20 protein-coding genes are annotated in these 22,949 nt (G+C 32.0%); 3 read left to right on the top strand and 17 right to left on the bottom strand.

Translation table 11 applies throughout. From position 1 onward, the window contains the following. Positions 1–330: 330 nt before the first annotated feature. Complete coding sequence (locus ERL59_RS18400) at positions 331–1,884, bottom strand: esterase/lipase family protein (protein ID WP_160647706.1); 1,554 nt, start codon at positions 1,882–1,884, stop codon at positions 331–333. Positions 1,885–2,292: 408 nt separating this feature from the next. On the opposite strand from ERL59_RS18400, the gene ERL59_RS18395 reads away from it, so the two are divergent. Beyond that, complete coding sequence (locus tag ERL59_RS18395) at positions 2,293–3,990, top strand: hypothetical protein (RefSeq protein ID WP_160647705.1); 1,698 nt, start codon at positions 2,293–2,295, stop codon at positions 3,988–3,990. Positions 3,991–4,293: 303 nt separating this feature from the next. Here ERL59_RS18395 and ERL59_RS18390 read toward each other — a convergent pair whose 3' ends face one another. The 9 genes from ERL59_RS18390 to ERL59_RS18350 all read right to left on the bottom strand — a co-directional run bounded on the left by ERL59_RS18390 (position 4,294) and on the right by ERL59_RS18350 (position 15,897). Further along, positions 4,294–4,755: a hypothetical protein gene (locus tag ERL59_RS18390; RefSeq protein WP_160647704.1), complete on the bottom strand. Its 462-nt coding sequence runs from the start codon at positions 4,753–4,755 to the stop codon at positions 4,294–4,296. Further along, positions 4,727–6,814, bottom strand: a complete 2,088-nt coding sequence (locus ERL59_RS18385; protein WP_160647703.1) for a site-specific integrase — start codon at positions 6,812–6,814, stop codon at positions 4,727–4,729. The genes ERL59_RS18390 and ERL59_RS18385 overlap by 29 nt, the downstream gene beginning before the upstream one ends. Further along, positions 6,811–8,166, bottom strand: coding sequence for a tyrosine-type recombinase/integrase (locus ERL59_RS18380; RefSeq protein WP_160647702.1), 1,356 nt, complete (start codon positions 8,164–8,166; stop codon positions 6,811–6,813). Before ERL59_RS18380 ends, ERL59_RS18385 begins: the two co-directional genes overlap by 4 nt. A gap of 329 nt (positions 8,167–8,495) precedes the next feature. Next, on the bottom strand, positions 8,496–9,089 hold the full coding sequence (locus tag ERL59_RS18375; protein WP_160647701.1) for a hypothetical protein: 594 nt from the start codon (positions 9,087–9,089) through the stop codon (positions 8,496–8,498). 1,085 nt (positions 9,090–10,174) lie between these two features. Next, positions 10,175–10,375: a hypothetical protein gene (locus ERL59_RS18370; protein ID WP_160647700.1), complete on the bottom strand. Its 201-nt coding sequence runs from the start codon at positions 10,373–10,375 to the stop codon at positions 10,175–10,177. Positions 10,376–10,605: 230 nt separating this feature from the next. Further along, positions 10,606–11,871 (bottom strand): S-layer homology domain-containing protein, encoded by a 1,266-nt coding sequence (locus tag ERL59_RS18365; protein ID WP_160647699.1) that lies wholly within the window; start codon positions 11,869–11,871, stop codon positions 10,606–10,608. 51 nt (positions 11,872–11,922) lie between these two features. Continuing rightward, complete coding sequence (locus ERL59_RS18360) at positions 11,923–13,404, bottom strand: stalk domain-containing protein (protein WP_160647698.1); 1,482 nt, start codon at positions 13,402–13,404, stop codon at positions 11,923–11,925. A 164-nt stretch (positions 13,405–13,568) separates the two neighbouring features. After that, a complete protein-coding gene (locus ERL59_RS18355; protein ID WP_160647697.1) occupies positions 13,569–14,198 on the bottom strand; it encodes a lysoplasmalogenase in 630 nt (209 codons plus the stop codon). Positions 14,199–14,382: 184 nt separating this feature from the next. Then, positions 14,383–15,897 carry a phytoene desaturase family protein gene (locus tag ERL59_RS18350; protein WP_160647696.1) on the bottom strand — a complete coding sequence of 505 codons (1,515 nt, stop codon included), beginning with the start codon at positions 15,895–15,897 and terminating at the stop codon, positions 14,383–14,385. Positions 15,898–16,086: 189 nt separating this feature from the next. On the opposite strand from ERL59_RS18350, the gene ERL59_RS18345 reads away from it, so the two are divergent. Further along, positions 16,087–16,635, top strand: coding sequence for a PadR family transcriptional regulator (locus ERL59_RS18345; protein WP_160647695.1), 549 nt, complete (start codon positions 16,087–16,089; stop codon positions 16,633–16,635). 34 nt (positions 16,636–16,669) lie between these two features. Here the strand turns inward: ERL59_RS18345 and ERL59_RS18340 are convergent, their stop codons facing one another. From ERL59_RS18340 to ERL59_RS18325, 4 genes are all read right to left on the bottom strand, one after another. Further along, positions 16,670–17,647, bottom strand: a complete 978-nt coding sequence (locus ERL59_RS18340; RefSeq protein ID WP_160647694.1) for an NAD(P)-dependent alcohol dehydrogenase — start codon at positions 17,645–17,647, stop codon at positions 16,670–16,672. Between the two features lie 99 nt (positions 17,648–17,746). Further along, positions 17,747–18,442 carry an ABC transporter ATP-binding protein gene (locus ERL59_RS18335; protein ID WP_160647693.1) on the bottom strand — a complete coding sequence of 232 codons (696 nt, stop codon included), beginning with the start codon at positions 18,440–18,442 and terminating at the stop codon, positions 17,747–17,749. 1 nt (position 18,443) lies between these two features. Further along, positions 18,444–18,815 (bottom strand): GntR family transcriptional regulator, encoded by a 372-nt coding sequence (locus tag ERL59_RS18330; RefSeq protein WP_160647692.1) that lies wholly within the window; start codon positions 18,813–18,815, stop codon positions 18,444–18,446. Between the two features lie 3 nt (positions 18,816–18,818). Continuing rightward, complete coding sequence (locus ERL59_RS18325; RefSeq protein WP_160647691.1) at positions 18,819–19,631, bottom strand: hypothetical protein; 813 nt, start codon at positions 19,629–19,631, stop codon at positions 18,819–18,821. A gap of 206 nt (positions 19,632–19,837) precedes the next feature. Here ERL59_RS18325 and ERL59_RS18320 point away from each other — a divergent pair, with 206 nt between their 5' ends. Continuing rightward, positions 19,838–20,065 (top strand): hypothetical protein, encoded by a 228-nt coding sequence (locus tag ERL59_RS18320; RefSeq protein WP_160647690.1) that lies wholly within the window; start codon positions 19,838–19,840, stop codon positions 20,063–20,065. A gap of 185 nt (positions 20,066–20,250) precedes the next feature. On the opposite strand, the gene ERL59_RS18315 is transcribed toward ERL59_RS18320, so the two are convergent. From ERL59_RS18315 to ERL59_RS18305, 3 genes are read right to left on the bottom strand one after another with little or no spacing between them, the layout of a single operon-like run. Then, on the bottom strand, positions 20,251–21,402 hold the full coding sequence (locus tag ERL59_RS18315) for a homogentisate 1,2-dioxygenase (protein WP_160647689.1): 1,152 nt from the start codon (positions 21,400–21,402) through the stop codon (positions 20,251–20,253). Between the two features lie 14 nt (positions 21,403–21,416). Beyond that, on the bottom strand, positions 21,417–22,322 hold the full coding sequence (locus ERL59_RS18310; protein WP_407925743.1) for a fumarylacetoacetate hydrolase family protein: 906 nt from the start codon (positions 22,320–22,322) through the stop codon (positions 21,417–21,419). Further along, complete coding sequence (locus ERL59_RS18305) at positions 22,319–22,945, bottom strand: flavin reductase family protein (RefSeq protein WP_160647688.1); 627 nt, start codon at positions 22,943–22,945, stop codon at positions 22,319–22,321. Before ERL59_RS18305 ends, ERL59_RS18310 begins: the two co-directional genes overlap by 4 nt. Positions 22,946–22,949: the final 4 nt, after the last annotated feature.

Here is a 22,949-nt window from a genome sequence, read left to right as displayed (position 1 = left end):
TAAAGTATTTGTTTTTTTATTATTCAAAAAAGATTCAATTTTAATCATTTTATATTTCCCAAAACAAAGATGCTGTGGTATACTAATGCTGTAAAGGAAAAGAGATGATCATAAATTCAATGGGACTTTTGAACTATTTTATAAAAAAATTGAAATATATATGAATTTTTTTGGAATGTTGTTGTTAAACATAAAAGAAAGGTATATAATAAACTAAGCTGATCTACCTTTGGTAGAATAGCGAATAAGATTAAACAGTCCGTTATACGAGGGAAATAACGGACTGTCTTTTTTAATTAAAGTTATTTTTAAAACACTTTAGGATTATTTTTATTCAAAATATGACTTCACAGCGGTCCTATAGAAAACTTCGCCATCTTCAGTAGTACCAACAATTTCATAAGTAACATTAATGGATTCAGAGTTAATTGTATTTATAATTTCTGGTTTTAAACTTTTGTTGTGATGTTTCCTTTTATTTATTTTTATCTTTTTATCAATTTTTAATTTCTTTACTTTTTTAGATTTATCTTTTTCATCTTTTGATTTATCATTTTCTTTATTTGGCTTTTTATTTGCTTCATCTTCTAACTGCGACCATTGAATATCAAGTGCATTTGAACCTTCAAAATTTGTTATAATGAGAAATGCATCTTCTTTTGAACTATTCATCGTGATCGTCCAATTTCCTGAATCAGGTTGATCAATAACAAAGGTTTGACTATAACTGCCTTTAATAATATGGTTTGCATCAGATGATTTGAATTGCTTAGATTTTTTTGTAAATTGTTTTCCTTTTGGAGAGGTAAGAGAAACATCAACATGCTCTCCACTTGTTAATATTTGAAAAGACACTTGATTATTACCTGATTCCACTGGAATTACTTCTGAAATAGATTGATTTATAGGTAATGTATTTCCACGTAGTAATTGCTCGGGGACATAGGTTGATTCAATATTAACTTCACTTGTAGAAAAAGAAGGAGAAGAGAAAGAATTTAAATTACTTAATAAGAGATCCATACTTTCAAAAGAAATATATCCCATTCGAATATTATCGTGATTTACGTCATCTCCACCGCTTAAAAAGTGTACCCCATAAGGGAGCTGAGTACTCGATACTGGTACAAGTCCATCACTATCTTCCCACAAATATGCTCCTCCAAACCAAAGAGCAGAGAATATAGGACCCCATCCTGTACCTGAAGCTGTATAATACGTATTTTTTAAAGCGTTTTCATGATTATCCGTCAATAATCTGAATTTCTCCATTTCACCCACTTGCATAGAATAAGTTCCATCATCTGTCTGTCCAATTAAATCTGCTAACCAGTTTGCCCACCAGCTATAAGCTAAATCAGCTGTAGGAGTACCGTAATGAGGAGCGCTAAGAGTAATCACATCATCAACGTAGGGCCAAGCTTCGTAATGTATTAATGCAGATTGTGTATCTACTCCGCCTTTACTGTGTGAAACTATGTTTACTTTTTCTTCAAAATGATCATGGATTTCCTTTAACATATTTGCAAGTAACTGACCATTATCCCACATATCAGCTGCATCTCCACCAGTTGCATCCTCTAACTGTACAAACGCAGTGCGATAGCCATTCGAATAGAAATAATCATACATATCATTTTCTCCGTAATATACCGTTTCCTCCCACCAATCTCTTGCATTTCCATGTAAACCTTGAACAAATACGATAGGCGACTTACTTTCATCTACTTCCAAAGGTTCGGCACCTAAATACCAGGTACCCGGTACGTCTTCAACATTCACTGGTGTTGGAGCCCTATTTAAACTAGCCCCATTTGCTGAAACGAATGATACTGAAGATACAATTAAAAGTAAAACTAAGAAGAGGATAATAACATATTTCATATACTCATCTCCCTTTTAATAATACTTAACTCCATTATAATTAATGTATATTAATTAGTAAATATGTTATATTTTTACACGGTTTAGATATTTATTTTATTTATGAGAATTTCAATGATCAGTTTATTAATAAATAGAATTAATAGGATAACTACAAGAAAACTAGTATTACTATGGAAAAATATTGAAAATATGCTATTTTAATGATATTTAGCTGATTATAGTGTTTTAAGGGTCTATTTTATTTGTGTTAAAATAAATTCGAATCCCGGGATGAAAATCAAATATTGTATGTATATGAATCATAAATAATAAGTCATCCATATGTTATTTCTCCATTCAGAATTTTATGAACAAATAACTATGTCCTGTTCTAAAGATTATAAAATGTACTTAGGAGATGATTCAATGAAAAAGATTTATATCCTTGTATTCAGTTTTATTATTAGTAGTTTGATTTTGTCAAATCAATATACATCTTTAGCTAAAGCAGAAGAGGTAGAAGGAGAGTTTTCATTATTAACTTATAATGTAGCTGGATTATGGGATCCTGTTTCATCATCAAACCCCGATAAAAACACCATTCTTATCAGTCCTAAATTAAACAATTATGATATCGTACTCGTTCAAGAAGATTTTAATTATCATAGTGATTTAATTGAAAAAGTAGATCATCCTTATCTTTCATCACATTCAGGTATCATGGGTTTTGGTGATGGATTAAATCGTCTCTCAAGATTTACTTTTACAGATTTCAAACGTGAGGATTGGAATGATTGTTATGGCATTTTTAGTCATGCTAACGATTGTTTAACTCCAAAAGGGTTTTCATTCGCCCGTCATGAAGTAAGTGACGGTGTTTTCATAGATATATATAACCTTCATGCTGATGCAGGCGGGAGCCAAGAAGATAAGGATGTAAGAAAGAAAAACTTTAAGCAAGTGTTATCCAAAATAGATCAATGGTCTACTGGAAATGCTGTTATTGTAACAGGAGACTTTAATAGTAAGTATAAAGCAGAAGGGGAAGTTAGGCAATTTGCAGATGCAGGATTCTTCGATGCTTGGGCAGACATTGAAAATGGAGGGGTTATTCCAGGAATAGGTGAGTCAGGTGATCGCATTGATAAAATCATATATCGTAGTGGTGATTTTCTACAATTAAGTGTCAATGATTATGCTGTTCCTAATGAAGATTTTCTAGATAGTAATGGGAACCAATTGTCTGACCATAAACCAGTCTCTGCAATATTTCAATATCATGTTTCAAACATACCTCAAATAGGAAATTTTAACATGAATAAATCAATAATTACAAATGCAAATGAATTATTGGATGGACAAAAGGTGTGGAAAGTTGAAACAGGAGGATTTGAAGATTACAGACAAAATATAAATTTTAAAGTAGAAGAAAATCCAAAAAATAAAGCTTACACATTTAGTGTTTGGCTAAGAGCAGATGACGAACATACTATAACACTAAGATTGAGAAATAAAGAAAAAACAGAGGGGGGACAGCAAAGTTTCACAGTTACAACGGATTGGGAAAAATATAAAATTACTGCTCCTTTTGAATTAGATAGTGAATCCCTCTCACTATTTATGTACCCAGCTGGATTTGATTTTGGAAATCAGGGTTATGTGTACGCATCAGGAGTACAATTAACAGAAAACACACAATTACTTGATTCTCCAAATGATTTTATGAAAGACTATTCGAGTCATTGGTATAAAAACACAAATGTTGAAAAAACTATTGAACCATCACCTGTTGCAGAAAATACTACTGTTAATAAAGTAACACCTATTGATGTGAATGATAGCATCTATCAACATACAGAAGTAGATCCAGCAGGAAAGACTTATACATTCGGTATTTGGTTAAAAGCAGATCAACCTCACAATTCAACAATAAAAATACAAAATGCAAATTATAGTGAATCTAATTCAAAATCAATTAATGTAACGACAGATTGGCAATACTTTGAGGTCATTAAAGAATTTACTAATCCTAGTGATATGGTAACCGTATTATTATGGCCAGGTAAATATAATGGTACTACAGATTCTGTTTATGCTTGGGGAGCAAGTTTAATAGAAGAGTAAAATAATTTAAAAATTAGGCAGATTTTCTCTTATGAGAAATTCTGTCTATATTTACTTAATACTTTTTCACAAAATCCGTATTTTGTACAATAGTCATACAAATTGAGAAATACCTTGTATATCATGCACTTATATGGAGTGTGTCACAATCCATATAAGTAAAATTACAACTAAAAAATCATTTTAGATTTTAGCTCTGTTTTTTGTATTAGTTCATAGTCGAATCAATTTGTCATAAATAAAAAAACAAAAGTTGAGTTTAAAAGAAACAACTTTTGTTTTTGATATGAGAGTTTCAATATTTTATTTAAATGATTCAAATTGAGATTTTATCCATATTTGATTTTGTTCGGCAATATACTGCTCAGCATTAATTAATAACTCCACTAATTCTAGCTTATTCAATTGCATATATCTTCTTTTGACACGTTCAACATCTCGATCAATTTTAATACTCTTGAAATCATGATCTCCAATTTTAATATGTTTTCTCGAATGACGTTTAGTCAGTTTTTTTGAAGATGAATGTTTTATATAATATTCATATAATTTCTTATTATTTTTAATTGTATTCGGATGAATACCTTTGTTCTTAATATCTAATTCTTTTGATTTATTTGAAATGCTGCGATAAGAAATTGGTTTCTCTTCACTAATTAAAGCATCAATTGCTTTCACCCCGAGTTTGTATCGATCTTCTTTTATCTTTTCATTGTTATTTTGCAACCATATTTTTTCATTTTGTGAATCGAACTTTTGGCTCATATAGTTCATCCTTTTCATATTGTTTTATTAACCTAATTTCGTTTAATTCGTTTTTTGCTCGATTCTTAGAAATTTTCATTTTTTTTGCTTCAAGTAGCATTCCTTTCTTATTAAACATAACTTCACTTTCTTCAGCCCATTTTAAATAAGCTAATATTTCTTCTTCGAATTCAGGACGAGGAACTTTTGCAGCACAACCAACACATGCTAATTTAGTAGGGCAAACAGCATCTGTAGTACATATTCCACCAACAACTTTTGACAGTGTCCCCACCCTTTCCTTATATTCATCGTATATTTCTTGTAACTCTCTTGGTGCTCTTGTGATCCCTTTATGAATATCAATATAAGAAGTCCAATTATCGTACAATGAATCTATAGATGAAGATACTTGCTCTTGGGTAGGAGCAGAGTAATATTCTGTTACTGTTATATCTTTTTGATGAAGAAGATTTTTAACAATATCTACGGGTAGCTTTTCTGTTTGAACGGCATGAGTAGCAAATGCGTGACGTAATAGATGAGCTTTGATAGATACTTGTTTCCCCTCATTCGTTTGAATTATAATACCATGTAATAAAAATCGAATAATAGCATTAATAGTAAATTCATTCATATGACGTCCTTGGTATTGGAATATATACTTTTTTTTACTCATTAAGTGTTTTCTTGATGGAACTGAATATTCCACGTCTGGTATGGAATCCGATTTATATGCTTCTTTTAACATTGATAGTATGTCATTCATCGAACGGAACACATCTTCAGGCATATAATAATTTTCCTCGATTTCCCTCCCTTTAGGAATTAATCGGTAGATGTAGTTTTTTTTAGCGGGAGTTGTACTGTTATCAATCGTAACTATACAGCATGATTTATCATAACTGATTTGTAGTAATTCGTTCATTCTTGCACCAGAAGAAGTAATGATGTCAAGAGCAAAACGTGCGAACAAACACGCTGCATATATAGGTTCCATGTTTATGAGAATTTTATTGAATTTCCTTGCATTTCGTGTAATAAAAACCCCTTGAGTTAGTAATCCAGGAGTTCTATGTGAGAATGGAGCTTGACCATTCTTAGCATCTTCATATCCCCATTTTTCTAAATAATCTATAATGGATTTTCTTTCATCTTCATCTAAATACTCGTTAGACCAACTACCTATTAATCTGTATTTTAGAATTTCAAGAAACCATAGACCGTCACCAGGACTTCCATCTTCTAATTTCTCTGCTTTAATAAACTCTAAAAACACTTCATTTTTTGTAGAAGTATTAACTCCATACTTGATACAAAAAGATTCCTTATCCCATAAAATGAAATGCCAACGTTCTCTAGCATATTCAGATTCCTCATAACTAAAATTAATAGGTAATGATCTTTGATTGTCATTTACTTTTTGTAATAATTTATTTACTGTTCTTCGAAGTCTCTTTACTTGATTCCATCTAAAATGACCTTCTGCTCTAATTTCAGGTAACAAAGGTGTAACAGCAGAGGTCTCCTGTTTACGGTATTGTTTTGCTGTATCCATTGCTCTTTCACGCACCTTAAAATCCCGATGATCAAATGGCATTTTAGGAAAAAGATATTGGGAAAATAATTGCTGCTGCTCATTCGTAAATTGTGTTGTTATCCATTTAGACATGTTAAAAACAAAACTATTGTAAGATGATAAGAACATTTGTCTCTGACGATCTGAATGTTCAGTTGCAATTTCTCCTGATAGATACTTTTCAACGACCGAATAATTAAATTGTTTCATATCATTTAAATTACATTCGTTAAATATTAGTAACAGTCTTGCATTTATTGTTGTCATTAAATTATATATTGAACTTGGTGAGAGTTTCCGATCCGTGACACAAAGTAAACTTAGTGCAAGATGATTTTTCCAAGGGCTATCTCCAACATTTTTTATAAAATATTTAATAGAACTATCATCAACATAATCCCAATAATACTCATCATCTATATTTTTAAGCGACAATAACTTGGGATCGATTTGACTATCAAGTTTTGTATACCACTTTTTAACTTCTAAAACTTTCGTCATTCATCTTCCATCCCTTCATAAAATTCATTTAACCACTCATCATCAAAATTATTATTTTGTTTTGTAATGAATTCATCAGTGGATTTCTGATTTATTTGGTTTTTAGTTTTACTTTTTAAATACTCTTTTTCTCGGTGTAAATAATTTTGTATTAATTTATCATGTAAGTCTCTATATCTATCTTCATCATAGTAATGTTCATATACATTAATGGTATCTGCATCTCTCCATTTCATATACTCTATGAGTTGCTTCTTCCTTTCTTCTATTTCAGCGGAAGAATTAGACATTTCATAAATACCTCTTAACATGGAGGTCACAAACCAATGTCGTGCTTTATGAGGATTTAGCTTGATATCTACAGACTTTGTGATTTTCGTCCAATTATTATAGAAGGAGTTATATGAATATACTGTACCTCTTTGTGAAATAAAAATTTGTTCATTATTCTCTAAATTTTTAAAATTATTTGGATTGTTTGTATATTGGTTTCTCTCAACATTGATATAGCGTATAAGTAATTTAAGTGTATCTGGTGATATTTTCAGAAATTTACTTCTTCTTTTATAACTACCCTTGTTAAAGGCTGATAATTCATGTTTATCAGTTCTATTTCTATAGTCACCGATTGTTAATCCTAGAATTTCAGATATTCGAGCGCCTGTTTCAAACATAAATCTAATGATTACTTCATCTCGCAGACTCCATTTCATTTTTTCGCCTGCATTATAAATGATATATGGTAGATCCAAGTCCCCAATAATCTCAGGAACCCACTCGTGGTTGACAATTTTAAAATATGATTCAGTTTGTTTTCTAAATGATTTGGGTTCTTCAGTTCCAGCTATTTGGGGCATTCTAGGTTTATTTTTCCTTATACCCAAATCCTCTCGTATATCTTGTTCCACTTCTAAGCTGACGAGTGGGTTTTTATGATGATATAATTTTAAACTAATCATACATTTATAAAATCCTTTTATAGCTGCGAGAAAATGATTTACAGTCTTATTACTTTTATTTGTAAGATAAACTCTTTCATATTTTTCCTGATCTCTTACTTTACACTGAAATTCTTTTTGTAAATATTGTTTAATTGCTGTTTTTATTAAATAAGTTTCTTTATCCCAAGTGATTCTTTCACCCAAATGTAAACTCTTATGTTTTAACCAGTAAAAAAATACTTCTAATGCATTCAGATAGGATAATGCAGTGCTATCACTAACTCTACCTATTTGCCAGTGATAATATTCAGTCAGAGGAATAAAAGGAGCTTTATTGTCATCAAAAACAATCAGAGAATATTTACTTTGTATATCTGATGGACAAAAATGATGGAAAAATCTCTTAGCCATATATTTGCACGCCTTTTCTAATTATTAAGAATATTATAGAATCTTTGGTGGCTAGTAACAGCAGGTAAATATATCTAATTGAGATTTGTTCAGTTAAAAAAAAACGACCTGATTGAGAAAATATTTCTCAAAACAAGTCTAAAAAATATGAATCTTATCTATAATTTGCCCTAATAAAAAAGAAAGACACTTTCTTATTAAAGAAAAGCGCCATATTGCCGAAGACTTGAATTTGAGATATATTTTTTATGACTCATAAAAAATACTTTTTCAACTATTGCTCCCGATAGTTCAGGAAGTTAAATCACTGTATATTCTTCAGTGCATTTTTATGTTTTTTTTAATCGTGATTTCCTTACCACAATTCCATAAGATAGAACCATGAATATAACACTTAAAAATAAAAATGTATTAGCGTATCCCATTAAATTTTCCCTATTTACACCATCAATTAATGTTAATCCAAAAAGTGTTATTTCCTCACTATTTTCCAAATTTGAAATCGGTAGATTCTTCATAAACACATATAAATCATAAGAATACTTTAAAGATACAAATTTCTCAATGAACAGTATACCAAAAGTAAAAAGAATGTTTTGGGTAACCAATACTCTAAACTTCGATTTGAATTCTCCATATATAAATGAGAAAATCAATGTTCCTATTGAAATGAGTATAACAACAATACCTATTACTAAAAACGTATTAGCAACATTCATTAAATCAGTCCATAACCAACCATCATCATCTATAAAGAATCCTAAAAATTCTGCTCCAATACCACCGCCATCAAAATAAACAGGACCACCGTTAAACTGAATTTCAAATAATTCATAGTATCGTTTTAAAGAGAAATATTTATTAATACAAGCGATACCAAAAGCAAGAAGAAGGTTTTGAAAGACTAATACTATATATCTCATTTTAATCACTCCTTTATAATTCACTTTCATATCGTAAAGCATAATTGTGTATAGTCTTCTTTAATAGATATCGAGGTAGAAACAGCATAATAAGTAATAACATTGCTTATAAGTATTAAAAACAAAAAAATGATATTTTTTTCAATTCCGTTCTCCATGGTGGTGTAAAAAACATAATTTATATTTGGATCTACATCACGATCTAGTTTATCCCCCTTTTACTCCTAATGATTCTGTTCAAATTCTTGTTCTTTCTACAGGCAACTATTCTGAAAAGTGCTTTCACCATAGACAATGCTTGGAGTTGTATGTAGGTTTACACTGGACCATATTTATTGTTGCTTTTATATATCCTTGTATTAAATATTGTGCACCCTCTAGGCCAGATTCTGCTCATCTTTATAATTATCGCCAAACACACTTTCATATAAAGTTATTAAACTTTATGGATGTGGCAAATCAGCTACACTAAATGTCTCGTTAATCCATCTGTCTTAAACTGCATCAATATCGATATTGACTTCAGTTGAAAACTCACAACTAGATAAGTAATACTATTAGTCAGAAATAGAAATAGGAAACAAATGATAATTACTTTTAGTTACTTCAATTGTTCACCCCCTTTAGCCATCTAATCATACAATAACTATATTTGTTTTTTGACTGGTAAATATAGGGGGTTGACAGTATGTTTCAAACAAATTATTATTACCAATCTCTTATTCTACAATCTGGCCCTTATGTTGAAGAATAAATTATCTGTTTCAAATTCGTATCTTAACAAAAACAACAAAATAAGGCACTCATTAAAGGTGACTTATTTTAAATTTATAGAGCTGATTATGGATTGTGTCACAATCCATAAATATATATGTAAATGCAGTAATAATCTAAATTATAAGTACATAATCATTACATAGTCTTTTGTACATATGTAAATGTAAACCCCTGAAAGAAAGAAATGACAAGAACTTGTATCTTTTTTTTGTTTCTTGGCTTAAACACACTCTCATATACAAGTATTTAGAGCTAAAACCTTGATCGGCGTTCCTTTAGTTTCTTTAAGAACAATCTAGGATCTAGATCTAATATTTTCTCAACTCTATTTGTGCCAAATCAAATGCTACCACTAGTTTAATCTGTTTAATTTTACTTAATCCATTCTTATATTGATCAATCAGTATGAAGATATTTTTGTTATCTCGATAACCTCTTTCACAGAAACTATAAATCTGACAATATTGATCTCTAATTTCTTTCCTTAAATGCTTAACTTCATGTACCAAACTTTCATCCTTTAGTATCACTACAAAAAATTCAGGTTGAATGCATTAAATGCTTCGAGAATGTGTTCTAATATATGTCCAGAAAGTGAGACATACGTTCGATCCATTGGGTCAAGAAAAATGAGGATATTATTTCTCTAACACCTCTATCTTAAGTAACTACTAAAAAAGGACATTCTGCTGATAATTTATATTTTGTAAATATGTCTTTGAATGGCTTAATTTAACTCTTATTTTTTAGGACTAAATACCACCCTAGTACTATCTTCAGTTATTATCTCATTAGAATAATCATCTATACTAAAATTAGTCCAAACTCTATGAACTTTTCCTGCCTTCAAATAATTTTCACTGGTAACTGTAGAAAGATTAAAATTATCAGGTTTAGTTCCTAACCAACCACCATAAATATAAGGTAAATAATTAGATAGCGTCAAACTGCTAGAAATATCTTTAGAAACTTCATAAGATAAATTTACATAAGCTACAATCCCGGTATAGTTGGAATTTGTTACTTTTTGAGGATCTACAAACATACGATCATAAATACCAGTTGCTTTTCCATTTTCGTATTTAACAATAATATAATTGTGAATAGTTGCTGTAATCAAGTTCTCTTTAGATACGATCTTCTTACCAATAACTTCTTTCAGTTCTGTAGTCTGAGTATTATAACCTAACACACCAATACTATCAAAGTTAGTACCAGTTAGTCCTACCTCTCTTAATTCATTTAATCCTATATAATTATTAGCCAAACTTCCTTCTTGCTCTAAATATCTATAAAGTATAGTAACAACTTCTGCTCTCGTAGTAGTTCTATCTAACCCAGCACTGCCATCAGGGAAGCCTGAAATTAGACCAGTTCCTTTAGCAATAGCCAAATAAGGAACTTCTTCATCATTAAAGCCTTCATTATAATACTCAGCAAAAGGGAGTATTGTGTGCTGCGTATCATGCCAAGCAAACCTAAAACTCGCATTAGACTGTATCAATCCATTAACTAACCACTTTGTCATTTCCCATCTAGTCAAAATTTCATTATAGCCAAACTCATCCCCATAATCCGATTTATCAATAATTCCGCAATTTACAAGCCTATCTACACTACCACTAGCCCAGTGACCAGAATCAGTAAATCCTACAGGACGCTGACTTGTATCTAGATTGCTAACTCTCGAAACAAAAGCTGCAAATTCAGCTCTAGTAATTTTATTATCTGGTTTAAATGTTCCATCTTGATAACCTGCCACATATCCATCTTCAACAGCATTTAATATATCTTTTTCTGCCCAATGACCCTTAACATCTGTGATTTCTGCCGAAGAAATTGTTGTTTCTTTGATTTTAATATTTTGATAATTTTCTTTTTCAGTTATGGGTTGTGAAGAAACCTTCATTAAACCTATTTGATCATAATCGCTTCCCTTAGCTAGGGTCGTATTACTCATACTCAATAAAAATAGTACCAAACACCCTGTAATTATCTTCTTCATACTTTATTAATCCCCACTTTTCTACTCTTTTTGTTCATTGGAGTTGATGTGCTATTTTATGGTAATATCTACTATTTTCGTTTCATGATCATACCTAACATCTGCACCTAAGGATTCACTAACAAATCTGAGAGGAATTAAGGTATTCCCACTAAAGATTTGAGCTGGTTGTTGTAAATGGATTTTACTATTATTTACGATCGCTTCCCTTGCGTTAATTTCTAATGTGATGGTAGTGTCCCGATTAGTCGCTGTAATTGTTTTTGTACTTTGATCCCATGTAACTTCTGCACCTAGAGATTCAAATATATTACGCATAGGCACCATCGTCGTTCCCTTGATTAGTAAAGGTGGGTTATCATAGTCTTGAATCTCTCCATTAATGTTGATTGAAAAACCTGATGAAGGATCATATTTTAAAACTCTTTTACTTCCGTGAACTGTGTAGCTGTTTTCTTTCTCATCATATTCACCCTTTTTTCCCCCTATGATGTATAGTGTTCCATCAGCGCACATAATTTCAGGTTTGTCTTGATTATACATGTTTGTCACTTTGGACCATATACCGGTATTTACATCATATGAAATTATACTTGTAAGATACATATTTATATCTTGTTTGAAGTAAATGTTTTCATCCATTGTACAAACTAAACTTAAATCATTAGTTAATAATTCTTCCGTAAGTTCTTGTAGATTACCAGCAGCTTCCCATTTATTTTTAGAAGCATTGAATACCTCAGCCTTTCCTTCTCCATCATTATCAAAAACATAAATTTTATTATTCATTACAAACGATGTAATGTTTCTTTTTGGGTAGTTTAAATTAGTGATTGTCCAAGCATCCGTTTCAGGGTTATACACTTCCACGTTATTTAATGTATTGTAATCACCATCAGATCCTCCAATAGCATATATTTTTCCTTCTAACACTTCTATTTGGGAATTTGCTCTAGGTATATTCAAACTAGAAACTTCAATCCAATTATTTGTATGTGGATTATACTTTTCTACACTTCTTGAAACAATATCGGAAAGAGCAGAACCATTTCTTTCATAACCATCAGATCCACCAATTAAATAAATTTCTCCGTTTAATACAACTGTTTGGCTAGATTCACGGTAATTGTAATTCGGTATTTTTGTCCAAAGATCTTTCACTGGGTCATATACTTCCGCATTCTCATCAAATATATAAAGTTTCCCGTTTAAGTCTACTGTATTAGAACCATATTTATTTCTAGGAACACTCATATTAGCTAACTGTGTCCACTTGTTTATTTGTGGATCATAAACCTCCATAGTCCTTGTAAATTCTAAACGATCTTTCCCACCAATAACAAAAATTTTTCCATTTAATTCTACATTTTCAAAACTAAACTTTCCATGATTCATACTTTCTACTTGAGTCCATATTCCATGGGTATCTTCTTTGCTTTTTGCATTTACTGACATAGAAAAAAAAGCAAGCAAAATAAGTACGCTTACTAGCAATACACTTCGAGTTAAATTTGATATATTTAATTGTTTCATCTGATACCACTCCATGATTAATTTTAATCTTTTTAAATTTAAATCAACATCAGGAGATAAACGATCCATCCTTTTGTTGGCTTTATAAAGAATATCATTTAAAACATGGTATGAATAGCGGTAAAAATTCCCCTCTTACTTCCGACAAAGAATAACACAAACATTTATACAATTGCACTATAAGCAATGAATGTTTGTGCTAAAAAATATGTAAACATCAGCATGAATTCACCCAACGGATATGTTTTTATAAAGCGATTCCAAGCTAGTATAGCATCTGAAATATAAAAAGAGATTGCTCCTAGTATAAGTATTATCTCCCCACTTATCACTGCTTTATATACCATTAAGGTTATAATACCCATATAAGCTAGAACAGCAATAATTAACAACATTCCCCCTTCTCTTCTTACTGCAGGAATGATGCTTAGAGCAAACACTATTGTGCACAGTATAAGTAGTATGGCTACTGTAATCGAATAACCACTTATCTCATGAAATTCTGGAAAAGCGACTACATATACGACATGAGCGATAAAGAATGAGATTAGTCCTTGAATAAAACGATCAGAAGGTAACATTAATAGAATGTCACCGATAATGGAAAATATTAAAGCCAGACATATGAGCCAACCATAGATACCCGCCTGATCAAGATTAACTACAACCAACATTAAGATGAGGAGCGTCGTTCCAGGTTTTAAAATATATTTCCATTTGGTCAAGTTATTAAATAGTGCATAAAAATAAAAAGCAGCAGATACGGCAATAAAAAATGTTAATGGAATGTACATGTTGTGTCCTCCATTCCCTTTTACTAACCATATTATACTACTTTTTTATCACTAGTATTGCATAAAATTACCTGGGAAAAGTCTTTGTTACTTACTTGTTTCACAACTCTTGAACCTAAGAGATTATGTATCATAAAAAATCGGGGGGAAAAATATCATTTTCTCCCCTTACATATTATTTCTCTTAACTACTAATCATTTGTTTTAAGTATTTGTGAATTCTATTAGCTTCACTTGCACCTGAAACTGCAGCGCCTTGATAACCCCCACCTGGTCGTGTCCATGCCCCCACTAATGAGAGCTGGTCTAATGGTGTCTTTCTTTCAAGCCGAAGTAATCCAGATTGTTCCACAGTTTGGGCAAATCCATAAACTGCTCCTGCAGGATTTTTTGTATACTTTTGCATCGTTCTTGGAGTTCCTAACTCTAGTACTTCAATTGAACTAGTGATGCCTGGGTAGTGAGCTTCCAGTTGCTCTAGGAAATAATTCGTCACCTCCTCCTTTTTCAGTTGATAATCCTCTTTATTTTCGGGCCAATTTTCTATAAAATCAATAAAGGCTAATACAATGACAGGTTTTCCATTTGGACTTAATTCAGGATCTAATTTATAATAATTTGTTATCCCAAAATTGGCTTTTTCATAGTTTCCGTTGTGTAAATAATCGTAATCCTTACTTAGGTCTTTTTCTTTTACAAAAAGAATATCCTCATCAACCAAATTATATTTCGATGGATCCTCCTTTAATCCAATATATAATTGAGTTACAGATGGACCTATTTCTAGCTTTTCAAATTCTTTACGATATGAAGGGTCTACATAGGTTTCACCAATTAATTTTGAAAATGTCATTTGAGGAGAGGCATTTGAGACGATCCACTTTCCTTTGAATATCTCTCCTTTTTTCGTCTTTATTCCAATTGCTTTATTATTCTCTACTATAATTTCGGTTACTTCCTGACGTAGATAAACTTTCCCTCCCTTCTCTTCAATTACTTCAGCAAGCGCATCAGCAATCGCTTGTGCCCCGCCTTTTACATAATATGTACCATCAAGATGATAACCTAACCATGGAACGAAAAAGTAATGTGAGGAAAGAGTTCTAGGCGGAAGACCATAATAAGGCCATAACAATGTAAAAAATGAAATAAATTCTTCATCCCTCACATATTGTTTCATGACTTCTTCCGTTGTCATCTGTGACCATTGCATAAACAATTTTGCTTTTATCGGAAATAATTGTTGTTTTTCTTCTTTTGGAATGGTTGAATCTTTTAGAAATATCATCTCTTTATTGAAAGAATATAGGTCTTGAAATAAATTCGATATCCCTTCTTTTTCGTGAGGGAACATTTCTTTTAAAACAGTTAAATACTGTTCAGGATTTTGAGGAATATCGATCTTCTTTCCTTCCCAAACAACTGTATAAGGATGGTCTTTTTTCAATGGAGTAATTCGATCCATAATACCGCACTTTGAAAAAACATCATAACATATTTCCCCTTCATCTAAACTGGCTATTCCATGTAATGATACATCAAAAGAATACTTTCCCTTTCTAGAAAAGTTGGTAGCATACCCACCTGGACGAATATGGTGTTCAAAAACAGCTACTTTATAACCAAGTTCTGATAATCTTGCTGCAGCACACAATCCACCAATACCTGAACCAATAACTAATACATCATAACTAAACATATCTTTCCTCCTTTATTAATATCAAAAAGATATATATCATATAGATATAATATTATGAGTTGAATCAAAATATGTCAATATATAAAATCCATGATATACTATAGAAATTCAGTTTCTTTTTTTGAATAAATAAAATAAATCAACAAGATATACTATGTTGATTTATTGTGGGTGAAAAGAGGGGATTAAATGTCTAGAGAAAATAAAACGATGTATACTCTATTGGGATTGTTAATGTACTCTCCTTTAACGGGATATGAAATCAAACGATCTATTGAAAATAGTATTAAGCACTTTTGGCAAGAAAGTTACGGACAAATCTACCCTACCTTAAAGAAACTCGTAGATCTTGAATTCGCAGTTGTTCAGGTTGAAAAAGTGGATGGGAAGCCAGATCGTAAATTGTATTCAATTACTGAGAAAGGAAGAGTTGAATTCATTAACTGGCTTAAAAAACCCATTGAAAAAATCCCTATTCATAAAGATGAATTACTTTTAAAGATTTTTTACGGGCAAAACCTAACTGTGGAAGAAAATATTGAACAAATTGTTCAGTACCAAGATAAAATGGAAGATTTTTTAGATACCCTAAACTCTACCGAGGAGTACTTAGTTACAAGAAGAAAAAAAGATCCCAACTTTGACTATTGGATGTTAACTCTATCTCATGGTCAGCTAATCGTTAAGGCAACCATTCAATGGTGTGAAGAAAGTATAGAAAAATTATTGAAGAAGTAGTAATAGTTTTTTATGTTAGATTTTGATTTTTATGTTATAAAGTTAAAACTACGTTTCCTTTCTTATGTCCTTTTTCTACATACCTATGTGCCTCCACGGCCTCTTCCAATGGATAGAGTCGATCTATGACTGATTTTAACTTTCTAGCTTCGTAAAGTTCTTTGAGAAGATTTAAATCTTCAGGTTTCCAGTTAAAATTTGCTGCAGTTCCTATTACTTTCTTGTTACCTATCATTGTAGTCCATAGCATTTGAAAAATATCGCTCAGACCAAAATGTGTTAAGAGATAGCGTCCATTTTTTTTGAGTGAGCTTTTACTTTGAGAAAATGAGCTCTTGCCTACCGTGTCAAAAATAATGTCATAAGTTTCACCACTTTGAGTAAAGTCATCTTTAGTGTAATCAATCACCTTATCAGCCCCTAATGATTTCACCAACTCTATGTTCATAGTACTGCAAACACCGGTAACTTCTGCCCCAAAGTACTTGGCAAGCTGTACTGCATAAGTACCAACAGATCCAGAGGCTCCATAAATAAGAACTTTTTCTCCCTTTTGAATAATTCCCTTATTTCTAAGGAAAACCAATGCACTTAATGCCCCGTTTGGAGAGGCGGCGGCCTCTTCATAAGTTATATTAGTAGGTTTTATTGCCAATAACCCATCTTCGGGCATACATTTGTACTCGGCATAAGCTCCAAAACTGAGGCCGGTATATCCAAAAACCTGATCCCCTTTTTTGAATCGTTTTACAGATTTACCTATGGACTCAACTTCTCCAGCTAGCTCAAATCCCAGGATTTTCATTCTAGGTTTTCTGAAACCAAAAAGTATTCCTGTAGGGAGCCAAAACAGAGGTGGAAATGTAAACCCTCTCTGTTTTGGGTCTTCTGCAGTAACAGTAGTTGCATAAATTTTGATCAGAACTTCATTGTCCCTGGGATTAGGTTTTTCTACCTCTTTGAGCTGTAAAACATCAGGTGGTCCGTATTTTTCATATACGATCGCTTTCATGTGTCACCTCCAAGTTAGATAACATTAATTTAGTTAATTATATCTGGTGAACCCTATTCATATAATCTTTTAAGATCTCTTTCATTTTTTTAGAACTTATCAACTAGCCTCATATACTTTTTTCAACCATTCCACAACACTCTTTTGCTCTTTTTCATGCAAATGCTCTACCTCTTTCATATCTAGAATTCGCCCATTTCGAATCACAATAATCATATCTAAAAGTGCTTCCACCTCTTGAATTTCATGGGTTGTAATAATCACTGTCTGTCTCTCTAAATCTATATATGAAAGCAATCCTTTGACTACAGATTCACGTACCATAGGGTCTAGTCCTGAAAAAGGTTCATCTAAAATAATATAAGGGACATCTCTAGCAAGCGACAATACGATTCTTAACCGACCTCTATTTCCTTTTGAAAGGTTTTTCACTTTTTGGTCGGGGTCTAATTTCATAAACTCCATAATTTTATATGCTTTAGTTAAATCAAAATCCTTAAATTGAGTAGAAAAGAAATTAATGGTTTGTTTTACAGTGTACATGACATAATAAGCATCAAGTTCAGATAAATAAGTGACGATTTCACTTACTTTTCGATTTGCTGGAATATCATTGACTTTCACTGATCCTTTTGAAGGACGAATTAATCCGGCCATCAGTTTTAGCATCGTTGATTTCCCACTTCCATTTTCTCCAATAATGCCAACAATTTTTCCGTTAGGTATTTTCAAGTTCACGTTATCTAATGCTTTTTGTGTTAAATAACTTTTTGAAACATTTTCAAACACAATCATTTTACTCTACCTCCTGTTGTTCAATATAATCTTGCAAACCCTTCACCGTTTCATCTTTACTAAATCCCATGTCTGCCATTTGAGTAATAAACCTTGAAATATGTTCGTTTTTCAGACTATCTCTTAACTCATTTAATTTCATTTCATCTTCCGTTACAAATGTTCCCTGACCTCTTTTCGTTTCCACAATATCCATCCTTTCTAACTCACTATACGTACGCTGTACAGTATTTGGGTTTACTCCGGATTCAACAGCCATATCACGAACTGATTTCAATTTCTCTCCTGCACGTAATTCATTTCGTACAATTTTATGATTAATTCGTTCCACTAACTGCATATATATTGGTTTTGTGGCTTGAAAATCATCCATTTATTACACCTCGACCTTCTTTTCTATCACCCATGCTGAAATAACAAATAATAATAATGCAAATATAGTATCAAACAAATTTTTACCTAAATAATTAGTAATCATCTGATCAAATTCACCATCACTATAGTTAAAAGATTCAAGTGTTGAAAATTCAAGCTTATATTCACCCCATTGAACCAATTGATTATAAACAGCAGTGCTTTCCAAACTTACAAACATCCATATGAATAAATTAATGAGGATGATAAGAACTAACACACTCCATCTACCAATTCGACTTTTAAGTACATGATAAATCGTCCAGAAAAACATGAAACATATACCTATTAAAAGTGATAAGAAAATTATATTTACTACAAAATAAAGTAGCAATTTTGTTAAGTCTCCCAGGTAAAAACTCACTTCAGATAAAAAAGGAATTAAATTGATCGTCGTAAGAATGATTAATAATCCTAAAGATAAAATCAATGCAATGAAACCGTTCACTAATTTGCTCCCTAACAAAACAATTGCTGACTGTGGATTGTGAAGCCACAAATGTAACTGTTTCCCTTCTTTGTTTAAACTCATCAAAATGTAATTCCCTATAAAAAGCACATGTATTCCTATAGCTATTACGAGAGGTATAAATTTGATCAAATCATTATTATCATACAGCACCCAATTTAATTCTGGTTGTTGAACAAATCCGATTTCACGAATATGCAAATACCAACCTAATGCAAATGCAGCTAAATCAATTAATAAAAAAACCAATAGTCTGTTTTTCATTAATAAAAAATCTTTTTTTAATAATCCTATCCAAGAATCCATAAAAATCCTCCTCAAATATGTGTCAATAATTTAATTGTTATATTGTTTTAGTGATCTAGTTACATAGTACACTAATTCTATTTTGAAGTCAACTTTATTTACTTAAGATATTTTCAAATCATTCAAATTTTTATCAAACTTTCCACATAGAATCTGCACATTTGTTTGTTAAATTACAAGTATAAATAAGATGTGAGGTGTTGAACATGAAAAAAAGATGGATATCATTATTGCTTGTAATCATGTTATTTACCATTGGAACTGCAGTATACGCTCACGAAACGGATCAAGAAATTAGCCTATTTAATTTTGATGAAATGCTTCCTTTTATGGAACAAATGCATCCAAACTGGTCTGATAAACAATTAGAGGATATGTACAATGATTGTCATGGAAATGGAAATTCAAATAGAGAAGAATATATGGATTGGTAGTTCAGAGTAGTACCCTATTGATTAGACATTTCACTTAAATTGTCTATCAATAGGGTATTTTTATGTAAGGCATGTATGTTCATTCAGGATTCTTGGATTCTTATATGTAAGAAAAAAACAAAATTAAAAGCATAAGCAAATTGCGCTTATGCTAAATAACAATGACAATATATAAATTAATGCTTTTACATCCAACTTGACATATATTCATGGTCTTCGATCAGTGTTGCTTCAGATACAACCTTTAATGGTTTAAACGTATCAATCATGACAGCAAGTTCTGCAGTTTCTTTTTTACCAATACTAGCTTCTATTTTTCCAGGATGGGGTCCATGTGGAATACCACTAGGATGAAGAGTTATGGAACCTTCAGTTACTCCTTTACGACTCATAAAATTACCATCAACATAATAAAGGACTTCATCGCTATTTACATTGCTATGATAGTAAGGTGCTGGGATAGCATCAGGATGGTAATCATAAAGTCTAGGTACGAAGGAACAAATAACAAAATTATGACCTTCAAACGTTTGGTGCACTGGCGGTGGTTGGTGAATACGTCCCGTAATTGGTTCAAAGTCATGAATACTAAATTTCCATGGATATAAATAACCATCCCAGCCAATAACATCAAATGGATGATTCAGAAACGTATGATCAGTCATCATTCCTCTTGATTTCGTTAAAACAGTATACTCTCCCTTTAGATCATATGTTTCTAATTTTTCAGGTCCATGTATATCCCGCTCACAAAAAGGACTATGTTCAAGCAATTGGCCATATTCATTCCGATATCTTCTAGGGGTCGTTATTTGACTGTTTGCTTCAACAATGAGAAGTGTCTGCTGTTCACTAGTGTCTGGTAGGACACGATAAATCGTCCCTATAGGTATAACGATATAATCCCCTTCATTGTAAAAGATACTACCGAATATCGTTTCAATTTTTCCTGAACCATGATGAACAAATAACAACTCGTCACCATCACCATTTCGATAAAAATATTCCATTTCTTCTGTAGGTTTGACAACTCCAATAACTAGATCATCGTTTCCTAACATATATTGCCTTCCTAATATAGCATCTTTATTCTTTCCACACTTATCTGTTAGCAAATGCCTGTGCTTTAATGGAGTGCTCTTCTCATACTTTAATTGATTGATTGGATAAATTTTGGATTCCTTAACTGTGGTAGGCATATTGTAATGATATAAAATGGATTGTGTCCCTGAAAAGCCTTTTGTACCCATTACTTGCTCACAAAAAAGTGAGTTATCTTCTTTTTTGAATTGTGTGTGACGTTTCTTTGGAATCGAGCCCATTTGACGATAGTACAATGTACCCCTCTCCCTTACTCAACAATTTTATTTCTCAATACTCCAAGCCCTGTAATTTCAAGTTCAACCACATCACCTGGTTCCAACCACCGATGTACATCAGTACCTAACTCTAATATACATCCACTTCCTACTGTTCCTGAGCCGATGATATCACCAGGATATAATGTTACATTTTGTGAAGCACGTTCGATCATTTCTGCAAAGGAATAATAAATACTCTGAAAATTCCCCTTAGATAATCGCTTACCATTTACCGATGCCGTCATTTCTAATTGAAAACGATCTCCAACCTTATATTGATTTATCTCATCTGCTGTAGCTATAAATGGACCGAGTGAGGTGGCGAAGTCTTTCCCTTTTGCAGGACCTAGACCTACCTTCATTTCCTTAGCCTGTATGTCACGTGCACTCCAATCGTTCATGATTGTATAACCAAATATATATTGTTCTGCTTGGTCTGCTGTAATGTTTCTCCCCTTTTTACCAATTACACAAGCAAGTTCAAGCTCAAAATCTAAACGAGAACAGTTCTTCGGTTTTTCAATCGATTCTTCAGGTCCTGTTATTGCTTTATGGTTTGTAAAATAAAAAACAGGGATCTCATACCACTCAGGAATAACAGTCAAACCACGTTTCTCTCGAGCCGTTTTTACATGTTCTTCAAAAGCATAAAAGTCTCGAACACTTGGTGGATGAGGTAATGGTGCACAAAGTGTAACCTTTTCTAAAGGATATATAGATTTCTCATGAGCTATATCCTCTATTAAAGTATAGTATGTGTCATAATTTTCAATAAAAGTAAGTAAACAATTTGGAAGTTTCCCATGACTAGCTTCACTCATATCAATGACTTTGTCTCCATCTAACCACCCAGCTCGCATAGGTCCAGTTTCTGTACGAAAGGTGACATATTTCACTTTGAATCACCACTTTTTTTTCTATTTAATATAAAAGTGTCGCTTATCGCTCTCGTATATGATTGACCAGCTAATCTACCAATTGGATTCAATTTATTTGTATTTATTTTCCCATCTTCATATAAGTGGTCTGCAACATTTATTAGTTCAACTTTGCCAATGACTAAGCTTCCTGAACCAGGATGTGATCCATAATGGTGTAATTCATATAATGTACATTCCAAATGAACTTGGCTTTCTTTCACTCGAGGTATATTAACTTTATGTCCAGCCTCTTTTTTTAACCCAGAAACTATAAATTCATCTATCTCATAAGGATATTCTGTTGCACATTCATTCACTTGATTAATGATATCTTCACTTACAATATTTATGATAAACTGCTCAGTTGCTTCAATATTTTTTAAAGTATCCTTTTTAGCTCCATCACTGCCTCGAACCATTGGAGCAAAACAAATGAGCATCGGATCAGCACTTATGCAGGTAAAAAAACTAAATGGAGCGAGGTTTGCACGCCCCTCATGATCAACAGTAGAAACAAATGCAATTGGGCGTGGTAAGACAGATCCAATTAATAACTTATAAGCATCTTTCCAGGGGATCGTTCTGGGTTCAATAATCAAAAAG

Origin of the sequence: Chengkuizengella marina, assembly GCF_009910845.1 — a bacterium.
In the GTDB taxonomy this organism is placed as follows: domain Bacteria; phylum Bacillota; class Bacilli; order Paenibacillales; family KCTC-33759; genus Chengkuizengella; species Chengkuizengella marina.
Note: the sequence above shows the minus strand (reverse complement) of the source record. Positions and strands in the feature narration are given on the sequence as shown.